Source organism: Rhizobium nepotum 39/7 (assembly GCF_000949865.1).
In the GTDB taxonomy this organism is placed as follows: domain Bacteria; phylum Pseudomonadota; class Alphaproteobacteria; order Rhizobiales; family Rhizobiaceae; genus Agrobacterium; species Agrobacterium nepotum.
Genome location: NZ_JWJH01000003.1, coordinates 78,922 through 91,435, shown reverse-complemented (window position 1 = coordinate 91,435; position 12,514 = coordinate 78,922). Strand labels below are relative to the sequence as shown.

The 12,514-nt window shown below is 60.3% G+C and carries 17 protein-coding genes; 3 read left to right on the top strand and 14 right to left on the bottom strand.

The window, feature by feature from the left end; all coding sequences use genetic code 11:
- Positions 1 to 44 precede the first annotated feature (44 nt).
- Positions 45 to 1,031: a thiosulfate ABC transporter substrate-binding protein CysP gene (gene cysP / locus RS75_RS03650; protein WP_045017470.1), complete on the bottom strand. Its 987-nt coding sequence runs from the start codon at positions 1,029 to 1,031 to the stop codon at positions 45 to 47.
- A gap of 173 nt (positions 1,032 to 1,204) precedes the next feature.
- On the bottom strand, positions 1,205 to 2,287 hold the full coding sequence (locus RS75_RS03645; protein WP_045017469.1) for an enoyl-CoA hydratase/isomerase family protein: 1,083 nt from the start codon (positions 2,285 to 2,287) through the stop codon (positions 1,205 to 1,207).
- A gap of 282 nt (positions 2,288 to 2,569) precedes the next feature.
- Between RS75_RS03645 and RS75_RS26735 the strand changes: the two genes are divergently transcribed.
- Positions 2,570 to 2,821: a DUF2934 domain-containing protein gene (locus RS75_RS26735; RefSeq protein WP_045017468.1), complete on the top strand. Its 252-nt coding sequence runs from the start codon at positions 2,570 to 2,572 to the stop codon at positions 2,819 to 2,821.
- 68 nt (positions 2,822 to 2,889) lie between these two features.
- On the opposite strand, the gene RS75_RS03635 is transcribed toward RS75_RS26735, so the two are convergent.
- Together RS75_RS03635 and RS75_RS26160 are read right to left on the bottom strand one after the other, a co-directional pair.
- Positions 2,890 to 3,681, bottom strand: a complete 792-nt coding sequence (locus RS75_RS03635; protein ID WP_045017855.1) for an SH3 domain-containing protein — start codon at positions 3,679 to 3,681, stop codon at positions 2,890 to 2,892.
- Complete coding sequence (locus RS75_RS26160; RefSeq protein WP_152643105.1) at positions 3,678 to 3,941, bottom strand: hypothetical protein; 264 nt, start codon at positions 3,939 to 3,941, stop codon at positions 3,678 to 3,680. The genes RS75_RS03635 and RS75_RS26160 overlap by 4 nt, the downstream gene beginning before the upstream one ends.
- Here RS75_RS26160 and ubiG point away from each other — a divergent pair.
- On the top strand, positions 3,940 to 4,692 hold the full coding sequence (gene ubiG, locus RS75_RS03630) for a bifunctional 2-polyprenyl-6-hydroxyphenol methylase/3-demethylubiquinol 3-O-methyltransferase UbiG (protein ID WP_045017853.1): 753 nt from the start codon (positions 3,940 to 3,942) through the stop codon (positions 4,690 to 4,692). The genes RS75_RS26160 and ubiG overlap by 2 nt on opposite strands.
- 40 nt (positions 4,693 to 4,732) lie before the next feature.
- Here ubiG and RS75_RS03625 read toward each other — a convergent pair whose 3' ends face one another.
- From RS75_RS03625 to RS75_RS03610, 4 genes are read right to left on the bottom strand one after another with little or no spacing between them, the layout of a single operon-like run.
- Complete coding sequence (locus RS75_RS03625) at positions 4,733 to 5,161, bottom strand: DUF1178 family protein (RefSeq protein ID WP_045017467.1); 429 nt, start codon at positions 5,159 to 5,161, stop codon at positions 4,733 to 4,735.
- On the bottom strand, positions 5,158 to 6,018 hold the full coding sequence (locus RS75_RS03620; RefSeq protein WP_045017466.1) for a carbon-nitrogen hydrolase family protein: 861 nt from the start codon (positions 6,016 to 6,018) through the stop codon (positions 5,158 to 5,160). The genes RS75_RS03625 and RS75_RS03620 overlap by 4 nt, the downstream gene beginning before the upstream one ends.
- Positions 6,019 to 6,047: 29 nt before the next feature.
- The gene (grxC, locus tag RS75_RS03615; protein ID WP_045017465.1) at positions 6,048 to 6,302 is read right to left on the bottom strand and encodes a glutaredoxin 3; all 255 of its coding nucleotides are present in this window, start codon (positions 6,300 to 6,302) and stop codon (positions 6,048 to 6,050) included.
- A 60-nt stretch (positions 6,303 to 6,362) separates the two neighbouring features.
- Positions 6,363 to 7,154: a ComF family protein gene (locus RS75_RS03610; RefSeq protein ID WP_045017464.1), complete on the bottom strand. Its 792-nt coding sequence runs from the start codon at positions 7,152 to 7,154 to the stop codon at positions 6,363 to 6,365.
- 143 nt (positions 7,155 to 7,297) lie between these two features.
- Between RS75_RS03610 and RS75_RS03605 the strand changes: the two genes are divergently transcribed.
- Positions 7,298 to 8,179, top strand: a complete 882-nt coding sequence (locus tag RS75_RS03605; RefSeq protein ID WP_045017463.1) for a methyltransferase domain-containing protein — start codon at positions 7,298 to 7,300, stop codon at positions 8,177 to 8,179.
- Positions 8,180 to 8,197: 18 nt separating this feature from the next.
- On the opposite strand, the gene RS75_RS03600 is transcribed toward RS75_RS03605, so the two are convergent.
- From RS75_RS03600 to RS75_RS03575, 6 genes are all read right to left on the bottom strand, one after another.
- Positions 8,198 to 8,380: a Flp family type IVb pilin gene (locus RS75_RS03600; RefSeq protein WP_045017462.1), complete on the bottom strand. Its 183-nt coding sequence runs from the start codon at positions 8,378 to 8,380 to the stop codon at positions 8,198 to 8,200.
- 101 nt (positions 8,381 to 8,481) lie between these two features.
- Positions 8,482 to 8,796, bottom strand: coding sequence for a hypothetical protein (locus RS75_RS03595; RefSeq protein ID WP_045017461.1), 315 nt, complete (start codon positions 8,794 to 8,796; stop codon positions 8,482 to 8,484).
- Between the two features lie 181 nt (positions 8,797 to 8,977).
- Positions 8,978 to 9,391: an 8-oxo-dGTP diphosphatase MutT gene (gene mutT / locus RS75_RS03590; RefSeq protein ID WP_045017460.1), complete on the bottom strand. Its 414-nt coding sequence runs from the start codon at positions 9,389 to 9,391 to the stop codon at positions 8,978 to 8,980.
- The gene (locus RS75_RS03585) at positions 9,388 to 10,164 is read right to left on the bottom strand and encodes a GNAT family N-acetyltransferase (protein ID WP_045017459.1); all 777 of its coding nucleotides are present in this window, start codon (positions 10,162 to 10,164) and stop codon (positions 9,388 to 9,390) included. Before RS75_RS03585 ends, mutT begins: the two co-directional genes overlap by 4 nt.
- Positions 10,165 to 10,182: 18 nt before the next feature.
- The gene (gene argJ / locus RS75_RS03580) at positions 10,183 to 11,424 is read right to left on the bottom strand and encodes a bifunctional glutamate N-acetyltransferase/amino-acid acetyltransferase ArgJ (protein WP_045017458.1); all 1,242 of its coding nucleotides are present in this window, start codon (positions 11,422 to 11,424) and stop codon (positions 10,183 to 10,185) included.
- Between the two features lie 90 nt (positions 11,425 to 11,514).
- Entirely contained in the window at positions 11,515 to 12,384 is an 870-nt protein-coding gene (locus RS75_RS03575; protein WP_045017851.1) for a peptidylprolyl isomerase, read from the bottom strand.
- Between the last annotated feature and the right edge of the window lie 130 nt (positions 12,385 to 12,514).

The window sequence follows — 12,514 nt, the reverse complement described above, 5'->3', positions numbered from 1 at the left end:
GGCAGTTTCCCGCCGGGTCTTTTGCCTGTTATATGTCGTCGTGATTAACGGCTGCCGTAGAGCGTATCAAGCGTCGCGCCGGACGCAAAATGCTCTTTCTGGATTTTATTCCAGCCGCCGAAGACGTCATTGACGTTGACGAGACGAATGGCCGGGAACTTGTCCTTGAACTCGCCGACAATCTTTTCATTGTGGACGCGATGGCCGAACTCAGCGGCGATCCGCTGGCCTTCCTCGGTGTAGAGGAAATCGAGATAGCTCTTCGCCAGATCGCGCGAGCCGCGCTTGTCGGCCACCTTGTCCACCACGGCCACCGGGAATTCGGCCAGCAGGCTGACGGAGGGCACGACGCCTTCCACCTTGTCGGCGCCATATTGCTTGGCAATGCCGCGCGTCTCGGCTTCGAAGGTGATCAGCACGTCGCCAATCTCACGCTCGACGAAGGTGGTGGTGGCGGCGCGGCCTCCGGTATCGAAAACCGGCGTGTTGTCGAAGATTTTCTTGACGAATTCCTGAACCTTCTTCTCATCGCCGTTGAACTTCTCCTTGGCGTAGGCCGTGGCGGCGAGATAAGTATAACGGGCGTTACCCGAGGTCTTCGGATTGGGGAAAACCACCTTCACATCGTCACGGGCAAGATCGTCCCAGTCCTTGATGTGCTTGGGGTTGCCTGCGCGTACGAGGAAGGACGGGAAGGAATAGAACGGCGAAGCATCGTTCGGGAAATCCTTCTGCCAGTCGGCGGATACGAAACCCTGCTTCACCAGAAAATCGACATCGGTCACCTGATTGAAGGTGACAACGTCGGCTTCCAGACCCTCGACGATGGCGCGCGCCTGCTTGGAAGTGCCGGCATGCGACTGATCGACGGTGATGCCCGGATGCAGCTTCACGAACGCCTCGTTCTCGGCCGCGAAAACTTCACGGGCGACATCGTAGGACGCGTTGAGAATGGTGGTCGGAGACTGCGCCTGCGCTGCACCTGCAATGAGAGCGGCGATGGCAGTACCGATAATGAGAAGACGTTTCATGAATACCCCCGGAAAATCGAATGGTCCTCAACATAGCGGGCGGCGACAACGCCCGCGAGAAACAGCCGTGCTTTACGGGGCCGTGGATTGGAAATTTCGCCCAAACAACAGCAATTCAAAAGGCTATGATTTCATATATGGCGACAAGCCGGATTTCTTTTGCGTCACGCAATCTAAAGACGATGTCGCGGAAACAGATTTCCGGAATGCTCGGCGAAGTAGGGGAGAAGGTCCTCCTCGCGCACGTCCTCCAGCCGTTCCGGCTGCCAGCGGGGATTGCGGTCCTTGTCGACCAGGGCCGCGCGCGCGCCCTCATAAAAATCATGGCCCCGCAATATTTCGGTGCCGGCGGCAAATTCCCGCTCGAGGCATTCGATAAGGCTGGCGCTTTCCCGGCCGAGGCGCAGCAATTTCAGGGTCAGTTTCAGACTGGTGGGGGAGCGTTTTTTAAGGACCTCCAGAGTCTCGCGCGAAAACGCATCGTCGCGCGCCGAGAGCGCCGCGAAAATCTCCTCCACCGTATCGAAACGGAATGTCGCGTCGATGACCTGCCGGTTTGCTGACAGGACCCCCTCGCCGGCTTCGACGGCATAGGTGCGGATAGCCGCCTCGACACCTTCGTCATCCGCCGCCTGCGACAGGTCATGCACCAAATCCGCAAGTCGCTCAGAGGGGACGAAATGATCGGCAAAACCGGCATGGATCGCATCGGCGCCGGTGACGATGTTGCCGGTCAGCCCCAGCCAGGTGCCGCATTCGCCCGGCGCTCTCGGCAGAAGCCAGGAGCCGCCGACATCCGGGAAATAGCCGATGCCCGTTTCCGGCATGGCAAGCTTCGTCCGCTCCGTGACGATGCCGTGGCTGCCATGGGCGGATATACCGACGCCGCCGCCCATGACGATGCCGTCCATCAACGCGACGTAGGGTTTGGCAAAACGGGCGATGCGATAGTTCAGCGGAAACTCCTCCCGCCAGAAATCCAGTACCTGCGGATCACCCGCCTTGCCGAGGTCATGAATGATGCGGACATCGCCACCCGCGCAAAGCCCCCTGTCGCCCTCTCCCCTCAGCACCACGCAGGAAATACCGGGGTCCTCCTCGAAACGCCGAAGCGCCTGAAACATGGCGCGCACCATCGGCAGCGTCAGGCTGTTTATCGCTTTCGCGCGGTTGAGGCGGATGATGCCGGCCCTTCCCCGTCTCTCGACGATGACCTGCGTCTCCGCTTCCGCCGCCCCTGCCGTTGCAAGTTCCAAGGTCGCCTCCTCCGCTACCGTTCATCCGCCCATCTTGGCGACCTTGGCGCGATCACGCAACGTTGATCTTGTCTTCGAGGAACGTCTTTCGCTCAAACCGCTTTCACCCGCGTAAAATGCCTGAAATCCGCTTTCGCAATGCAGCATGTTTGCTTGACGCCCGGAAATTCATGGCATGTAATGGAGCTTGAAAATGCCGGCATTGATTCCTGTCGAGCGTGTGCCGGACCAAGCGGAATGTCGCCTTCTCAAAGGCGTTGTCAACAGCAACGGGAGACGAGCATGCAGGTTTCGGAACAAGAGTGGATCAGCAAAAGGGCCTATACACTTTGGGAAAAGGAAGGCCACCCCCATGGCCGCGATGGGGACCATTGGGAACAGGCAAGACATGAATTTTCGCTGCTGAAGACATCGGAAGCGACGAAGCCCGCGCCGCGCAAAAAGGCTGCGCCGAAAGCCGTTGTCGCAACGCCGGATGCCGAAGCTCCGGCAAAACCGAAATCCCGCGCACGCAAGGCAGCTGCCGCTAAATAAAGACGCTCTGGCAATGCTCTTAGACGTCGAATGAAAAGCCCGACGAAATCTCGCCGGGCTTTTTCTGTTTAGCGCGGGTCGCAGCCGGGGTCGCCGATCCGGCAGCCGCCCTGAAAGTTTTCCGAGGCAGGCGCACGGCGTGGGTCGTCCCACTGGCGACGTTCAGGACGGCGCTGACCTTCGTCCTGACTAGGCTGGCGATCGCGATTGCGGTCCCGGTTTTCTTCCTCAAAGCGGGGGCGGTTGTCCTCACGGCGCGGACGGTCCTGATTTCTGTCGCCCTGATTTCTATCACCTTGGTTCCAGTCGCCGTAACGACGCTCCCAGCGCCCGTCGTTCGGTCCGCCATCCTGACGCGGATCGCGCCGCTCATCGCGGCGTCCATCCCGCCATTCCTCGCGCGGACGCGGGCGCTCCCAGTCGCCGCGCGGCGGCGGAGCGTTCCAGTAACCGCCGGAAGGGCGACGCCAGCGGTCACGCTCGCGGTAAAAGTCGCGGTCGCGGTAATAACGGTCCCAATAACGGCCGGCTTCGAAGGTGATCACCGGAACGCCGAGATCGCGGTAATAACGCGGCTCGACATAGACCTGATTCTGCCGGTACGTCGTCTGGATATAGCGACCAGCGACCCAGCCGCGACCGCTGATGAAAGAGACGTCGCACCACGGTGTATCGGACAGACAGCCATGCACCGTCAATGGTGCGCCGGCCGGAATGACGACGACAGCCGGATAGGCTGTGCTCGGGCCGGAGCGCATGTTCACATTCGCGGTGGCGAAGCCGCGCGTCGCGGCTTCGGCAAGAGCCGGCGCGGCGAGCATGGCCACCAGCGCAATTGCGCCAAACAGTTTTTTCTTCACTTCTTTCTCCTCAAGCAAAGGCCCGCTTTGCCCTTGTCGGCATCCATCGCTTTCGATGGACGAGCATGCGTTCCGCATACTGCCATGATCGGAAAATACGCGGTGTTCCATGAACGCAGCATGAAACAAATCAAGGCCCGCTTCAGTTCCACCTGCGGCAATGGCGCACCGGACAATTTGCCGGCGGAATGGACCGCCGGTCTTGACTTCGGGGGGCAATCATCCGACTTCAATGAAACAGCAATATGGAGCAGAACCATGAGCGAAACCGCACAGACGACCGTCGACCAGAGCGAAGTGGATCGCTTCTCCGCGATGGCTGCGGAATGGTGGAGCCCGACGGGCAAGTTCCGCCCGCTGCATAAATTCAATCCGGTGCGGCTCGAATATATCCGCAACCGCATCTGCGACAATTTCGGCCGCGACCCGAAGGCGCACCGCCCGCTGGAGGGCCTGCGCATACTGGATATCGGCTGTGGCGGCGGCCTTCTGTCGGAACCTGTGGCACGCATGGGCGCGGATGTGGTGGGCGCCGATCCTTCGGAAAAGAACATCGGCATCGCCTCCACCCATGCGCGTGAAAGCGGCGTCAGCGTCGATTATCGCGCCGTGACCGCCGAACAATTGCTGGAGGCGGGCGAAACCTTCGACGTCATCCTCAACATGGAGGTGGTCGAGCATGTGGCCAATGTCGATCTCTTCGTCACCACCTGCGCGAAAATGGTGAGCCCCGGCGGGCTGATGTTTGCCGCCACCATCAACCGCACGCTGAAAGCCCGCGCGCTCGCGATCTTCGCTGCCGAAAACGTGCTGCGCTGGCTGCCGCGCGGCACCCACCAATATGAAAAGCTGGTTCGCCCGGAAGAGCTCGAACGGCCGCTGGTGGCAAGCGGCATGGATATCGTCCACCGCACCGGCGTCTTCTATAACGTGCTGCAGGACCGCTGGAATCTCTCGCCGGACATGGAGGTCAACTACATGATGCTGGCGAAAAGAGCAGCGCAGGGGTAACGCGACCAAATCTCCGTCATGGCCGGGTGTGACCCGGCCGTCAGTTGACGTCGTCGGGCAGCACCGGCAGCGGCGCGATTTCGATGCCCTCGTCAATCAACGCCTTGGCTTCCTGCACCGAAGCGTGGCCGATGATGCCGCGTTCGTCCGCCTCGCCATAGTGGATTTTACGGGCCTCTTCGGGAAATTTATCGCCGACATCTTCCGCATTCGCGCGAATATTGGCGACCGCTTCGCGGATTTTTGCCAGCGCTTCTTTTTTCGCCGTATCCATGGCGAGCGTCTGGCGCTCGTCTTTCTTGCGGGCGGTGGAAACGGAAGGCGCCATCAGAAGTTTGGAGACCTGAACGGAGTTGCAAACCGGGCAGGACAGGAAGCCACGCTGCAACTGATTGTCGAAATCGTCGCCCCCGGAAAACCAGCCTTCAAACTCATGGCCCTTTTCACAGGCCAGCGCATATCGGATCACGCCGCCTCACCTCCAGCAGGTTTCAGGGGAATAACCGTATCCATGGCAAACTCGCGGGAATTGCGGAGATTGGGAATTTTTCCGCGCGCGGCGGCCACGAGCGAGGTGTCGATTTCGGCGAAAATGATCTCTTCCCCGGCACCGCCGGCGATTGCCAGAACCTTGCCCCATGGGTCGATGATGATGGAATGACCGAAAGTTTCGCGCCCATCCTCATGCACGCCAGCCTGCGCGGCGGCGATGACGAAAGCGCCGTTTTCAATGGCGCGGGCACGCAGCAGAATTTCCCAGTGGGCTTGCCCGGTCTGGCGGGTGAAGGCGGCCGGAACCGTCAGAACCTCGGCGCCGGCAAGCGCTTCCGCGCGGAAAAGCTGCGGGAAACGAACATCGTAGCAGATCGCGAAGCCGAATTTCGCCAGCGGAATTTCGGCGACACGCGCCTCGACACCGGGTTCATAAGCCGCACTTTCGCGCCAGCTTTCGCCATTGTCGAGATCGACATCGAACATGTGGATCTTGTCATAGCTGCAGATACGGGAACCGTCAGGCGCAAAGAAAAAACCGCGATTGGCGATCTTGCCGTCCGGGCGGGCAATCGCCGTCGAACCGACATGGACATGGATGCCGAGTTCGCGCGCCAGCCGGGCAGCGGTCGCAACGATGATATCGCCCTCGTCATCACGCAACAATGCGCGAAGCGCCTGTCTGTCCTTCTGGATTGCGCCTGTCATTTCCGGTGTCTGCACATAGACCGCGCCCTGAGCGGCAGCGGCGCGCACCAGCCGCGTCATATCGGCGGCATTTTTGACCGGGTCGACACCTGAACGCATCTGAATGGCAGCAGCCTTGAAAGTCATCCCATCCTCCATGCCCGTAAATGGGCCGATCAGCCAGCCAGCATTGCGTCTAGTTTGCCGGCGCGTTCCAGCGCATGCAGATCGTCGCTGCCGCCGATATGCTCGCCGTTGATGAATATTTGCGGGAAGGTTGCGCCGCCGGATTTTTCGATCATTTCCTGCCGATATTCCGGCGTCGTCGTGGCGTTATATTCGGCATAATCGACGCCCTTGCTGTCCAGAAGCGCCTTGGCGCGCGCGCAATAACCACAAAAATCCCGCGTATAGATCGTTACCGGTGCCATGTTTTTCGAAGCCTCGCATATGTGCGCTGAAACGCACGATATAATTATGTCTTTCAGGCTTCATATAGGCCCGGAAACGGCCATTGCAAAGGTCAAAACGGTCACATCCGTGGCACCCGCCTTCCGCAAGATGCGGCTTGCCGCACCCACCGTTGCACCGGTGGTATAAACGTCGTCCACCAGCACCACCCGCTTGCCGTAAACATCGGGTTCTCGGCCGGGCGCGATTGCGAAAGCACCCCGCACATTATCCCGGCGAGCGAGCGCCGACAGCCCCACCTGCCGCTCGGTCGGCTTCACACGCAATAGCGAACCGGCGAGCAACGGTTTGCCGGCGGCCTTGGCCAGATGCCGGGCCAGCTCGGCGGACTGATTGAAACGGCGACGCCAGAAACGGTGGCGATGCAGCGGAACCGGCACGATACAATCGCAGGCATCGACCGTTCCGTCGCTGGCCCTCAGCATCCACAGCGCCATCAAACGGGCAAGATCGGTCCGGTCCTGATATTTCAGCCGGTGCACCAGCTTGCGGGCCGCTCCCTCATGGGTGGCGGCCGCGCGCAGGCGGTCGAAGGGCGGTGGATCGGCGATGGCTCGCGCGCTTACAACACCTTCGCCATGGCTCCGGGCGAAGGGAATGCCGAGAACCTCGCAGAAAGGCCGATCGATAAACGCCACATCCCGCCAGCAATCGGCACACAAGGCACCCTCGCCGCCGGTCATGCGGGCGCAGCCTGCGCAGGTGGGCGGATAGACCATGCGGAAAGCCGAGTGCAACACGCCGCGCGCCGCCACCGACACGGTCGCAGACTTCGACAGCAACCCCGAAAACAGATCTTCCCCAGCACCCATGAGGTTGACTTTAGCGCCGAACGGGTGCCTTTGCGAGAGCGATATGTTCCGGCCCGAGACCGGAAAAAGATGCCCGAAGCGGCATGACAACAACGACGCGGCCCGCCGATCCCGAAGGCGTTTGAGGCCGAGCAGGCACGACGATGGATATTCTCTTTGACCAGGCCCTGATCGAACAAAACCGCCGCCGAGCGTGGAACCGGCGCGACGACAAGGCCCTGTTTCTTCTCGACATGGCGGCCGACGAGTTTGCCGACCGGCTCGCCATCGTCGAGCGCCGCTTCGAGACCGCAGTCGAACTGCACGGCGGAACGGGTATCACCGCCCGACGCCTGGGCGAGACAGGCAAGGTGGATACCATCCACCGCATCGAAACGGACACCCGTTTTGCGACGGATGGGAATATCCCCGAGGCCGCCTCCATGGAGCATCTGCCGCTCGCGGAAGCCTCCGCCAATCTCATCGTTTCACCGCTTGCCCTGCACCTCACCAACGATACGCCCGGCGCGCTGATCCAGATAAGGCGGGCATTGAAGCCTGACGGGCTGTTTCTCGGCGCAATTCCCGGCAGCGGCACGTTGCAGGAGTTGCGCGACGTGCTGTTGACGGCTGAAGCCGAACTGACTGGCGGCGCAAGTCCCCGCGTCATTCCCTTTGCCGATGTGCGTGATGTCGGCGCGCTTTTGCAGCGTGCCGGTTTTGCGCTTCCCGTCACCGATGCCGAAACCTATACCGTGCGTTACGACTCGATTTTTCCGCTGATGCGCGACCTGCGCGCCATGGGCATGGCGAACCCGCTGGCAAGCCGCAGCAGAAAACCGCTCAACCGCGCTTTTTTCCTGCGGGCGGCAGAGCTTTACGCCGAGCGTTATTCCGATCCGGACGGGCGGATAAGGGCGACGTTTTCCATCATCTATGTCTCAGGTTGGGCACCGCATGAGAGCCAGCAGAAACCGCTGAAGCCCGGCTCCGCCAAGATGCGTCTCGCCGATGCCTTGAAGACGACCGAGGTGAAACTGTCCTGAGCGCGTAGCCCGACGGTTTCAAATGTTGGCGAAAGTGTCGGCGATGAACTGGAAGACTGTGTTGATATTGCTGCTGATGGTGCCGGCGCCGGCGATGAGAGCGGCGGAAATCAGCCCGACGATCAGGCCATATTCGACTGCGGTCGCGCCGCCTTCGTCCTTACATAAACTAATAAAACAATGCAGCACAGATATCCCCATCCACCATCCGGTGCTTCCGCCCGCCGGCATTATACCTTACTAAAATCGAATTTAGACTAGGCCGCCGACATGAGGAATCCGTTAGCGATGATGGTAAACGATCAGCAACCGCCCTCATTGCTGTAGCCCGTCACGACACAGGGCATCTCCGGCATCGGCTGGGTTATGCTGCGGCGGATGGAATAGGTCTTGCCCGCATCGGTCTTCTTGATGGAGCCGGTGCTTATCATGTCGTAATTTTCGGGAAATTGCGCCACGCGCGTGGATGATTTCCCGGCGAGCATGGGGGTAATGATCAGGGAGAGGGCAATCACAGCCGTCCCGAAAAGCAGCGCGACATTGAGCGCGCCGGTGCGACGGGATTTGTTGGAATAAGAGTGACGACCTTCCACCGTCTTCCAGAAATCCTCGTTCATAACCAACCTCGTGACGCGCAGTTTACCGCTTCTTTAGCTTAACAATCTGCCAGAGGGTGCTGAACGATCTGTTAACACAGCTTCATTTTGGTACGGCAAAAAGGCGTTGCGGGGCGTTTTCACCAAGCTGTGACAGCATGGAATCGCCCGGAGGCGAGATCACCCTCGACCCAATGCCGGTTTAAACCAGATCCTGAAGGAATGGGATGAGCGGCTCGTCGGCCGGGGGCATGGGATAGTCGCGCAGAGCCTGCGATTTCACCCACTTGATTGCCTGCCCTTCCCGCCCGTACGCGATGCCTTCATAACGACGGCACACGTAAAGCGGCATCAGCAGGTGAAAAGTCTCGTAAGTGTGGCTGGCGAAAGTCAGCGGTGCGAGGCAGGCGACCTTGGTCTTGATACCCAGCTCCTCTTCCAGCTCGCGGACGAGGGTTTCCTCCGGCGTCTCGCCGTGTTCCACCTTGCCACCTGGAAATTCCCACAGGCCGGCAAGCGACTTGCCTTCGGGACGCTGCGCCAGAAGAATGCGGCCATCCTGATCGAGAAGCGCGCAGGCGGCAACCAGCAGAATTTTTTTGCCTGCCTCACTCATTCTTCGTCAGCCTTGCGCCAATAGCGATAGGTATAGGCCTCAGCGAAGCCGAATTTCTCATAAAGCGCGATCGCGGGCAGATTTGTGGAGACAACCTGCAACCAGGCGCTTTTGGCGCCGCTGATCCGCGCCCAGCGCAGTGCCGACGCCAGAAGCTGCGTACCAAGCCCTTTTTTCCGCTGCGACTTCTCGACATCAAGGGAAAGAATGCCGGCAAGATCGTTATCCTGCACGCAGATGACGGTGGCGAGCGGGCTGCCTCCCACTTCCTCGTTGATGAACAGGCCGAGTGTCGGCTTGATCGAACTGAGGATTTCAGCGATCGCCGGGCGCAAAGCCGGGTCGCCGTCGCTGACCTTGATACTCGCCTCGACGAAACGGCCGATATCGTGGCTCGGCAGGCTGACCAGCGTTTCCGGCAGTTCCATGCCGGAGAGATCGGCCGTCATGACCCTGACCTCTTCGAACACGGACCAGCCGTCATTCACCATAAAATCCTTGAGTTGCGGCGGCATCAGCGTCGTTTCGCGCACCACCAGCGCACGGCCGAAATCCTCGAAGCGCTTGCGCGCCTTTTCCAGCCGCACCGCAGAGTTTCCATAGTCGGACGGATCGAGCGGCACTACGCAATTGATGCGCTTGGACGGATGCGAACCCGTGAGGCGGATTTGCCAGCTGCCGTCATAAATCACCGACGAGGCAGGCCATGCCCGGAAGCTGACGGCTTCCAGACGGCGAACCAGCGGCAGATTGACGGCATTGTTGTCCTGCATTCTCTTCGGCTCCAACGGTCAGCTCCGGTAGTCGCCGTTGATCGCAACATATTCCTTGGTCAGGTCGCAGGTCCAGACGGTGGCCGTGCCCTGCCCGAGACCGATATCGACCTTCACCGGAATGTCCTCCTGCCGCATCACGGCGGTGGTCTCCGCTTCCGAATAATCCGGATCACGCTCGCCGTTGACGGCCACACGCACGCCGCCGAACCAGATGGCGAGGCGATCACGGTCGGCCATTTCGCCAGATTTGCCGACGGCCATAACGACGCGGCCCCAATTGGCGTCCTCGCCGGCAACGGCGGTCTTCACCAGCGGCGAATTGGCGATGGAAAGGGCGATCTTCTTGGCGGCGGCATCGTTTTCCGCGCCGGTGACGGTGACTTCAACCATCTTGCGCGCGCCTTCGCCGTCGCGAACCACCTGCAGGGCCAGATCCTTGAGGAGATCGTTCAGGCTGGCGCGAAAGGCGGAAAGACGCTCGTCGTCGGCGCTCGTCACCTTCACCTGACCGTCTTCCGCCGCCGCGCCCGTGGCGAACAGCATCAGAGTATCGGAGGTGGACGTGTCGCTGTCGACCGTCACGGAATTGAAGGTGGGGCCGACGCCGGACGAAAGCAGGGATTGCAGGGCGGCGGGCTCGATGTCGGCATCCGTCACCACGAAGGAGAGCATCGTCGCCATGTCAGGCGCGATCATGCCGGCGCCCTTGGCGATGCCGTTGATGGTGACGATGACGCCACCGATTTCGGCGGTACGGGTCGCGACCTTCGGGTAGGTATCCGTCGTCATGATCGCCTTGGCGGCTTCCTGCCAGAAATCGGCTTCGGCCATGCGTTGCATGTCGCCCAGAACGCCCGCGAATTTGGTGGCGTCCAGCGGCTCGCCGATCACGCCGGTCGATGCCAGGAACACCTCGTTTTCAGAGCAGCCGACGGCAACGGCAGCGGATTTCGCCGTCAGTTCGGTCGCGGTCTTGCCCTTGACGCCGGTAAAGGCATTGGCGTTGCCGGAATTGACCACCACGGCACGCGCCACGCCGCCGCCGAGATTGGCGCGGCAGAAATCGACCGGGGCCGAGGGGCATTTCGATTTGGTGAAGACGCCGGCCACGCTTGCGGGCTTGTCGAACACCATCAGGAGAACGTCGGTCCGGTTCTTGTACTTGATGCCGGCGGCAGCCGTCGCCATGCGAACGCCGCGCAGCGCGGGCATGTCGGGATAGGATTTCGGAGCGAGCGGGGAAACGGCAACGGACATGGGAAAGCGCCTGAAATTCGGAAAAAGGGGAAGTTGAAAGTGCCTGAGATGAAACGGGGCGGCCTATAGCCGCCCCGTAACATGGGTATATTACTGCTGCGGCTGCGGCTGTGCCTGCTGTTCCTTCGAGGCTTCGTCATAGCCCTTCTTCAGCGTCTCATCCATGATTTCGATCTTCTGGTCAGCCTTTGCCTTCTCGATAAGGGCAACGTACTTGTCACGCATGACAAGCTGACGAACCTGCGGCTCGACCTGTTCGAAAGCCGGCGGCGGCGCGATGCGCTTGTCTTCCAGCTTGATGACGTGGAAGCCGAACTGGGTCTTCACCGGCGTCTTGGTGTAGGCGCCCTTTTCGAGACCGAAAGCGGCTTCTTCGAATTCCGGCACCATGCGGCCCTTGCCGAACCAGCCGAGATCGCCGCCGTCATCCTTGTTGGAATCGGTCGACTTTTCCTTGGCGAGTGCTGCGAAATCCTTGCCTGAATCAAGCTGCTTGATGACGTCCTTGGCTTCGTCCTCGCTTGCTACGAGGATGTGGGCGGCCTTGATTTCCTCTTCCTGCGGCAGGGCTGCGACTTCCTTGTCGTAGCGTGCCTTGACTTCGTCATTGGTGACGGCATCGACAACATGCTTGCGGAAATAGGCGTTGTGCAGCTCACGGTCCTGAATGAATTCCATGCGCTTCTTGAAATCCTCGGTCTTTTCCAGACCTTCGGCGCTGGCATTCTTCACCAGAAGTTTGACGTCGATCGCGCCGGAAAGAGCTGCGACCTTCTTCTGCTCGTCGGGGAGCTGTGCAAGCTGCGGATCGAGATTGCCCATTGCGAGATCGAGTTCGGACTGGTGGATTTCCAGATCGCCAACCTTGGCGACAACCTTGTCTTCCTGTGCGAAAGCCGGGAACTGGAGGCCGAGCGTGGCCACAATCACCGCAGCCGCAATTTTATTATAGCGCAACATTTTGAACCTTTCAGGGACAATGCCGGCTCCAGACATGGTTTCCGGCTCTGAAAAAACTTCCAAACACTGGAATGTGGCCATTCTGTAACGGGCAGAACCGTTGACATCATTTGCCCCCCCTCTTATCTGT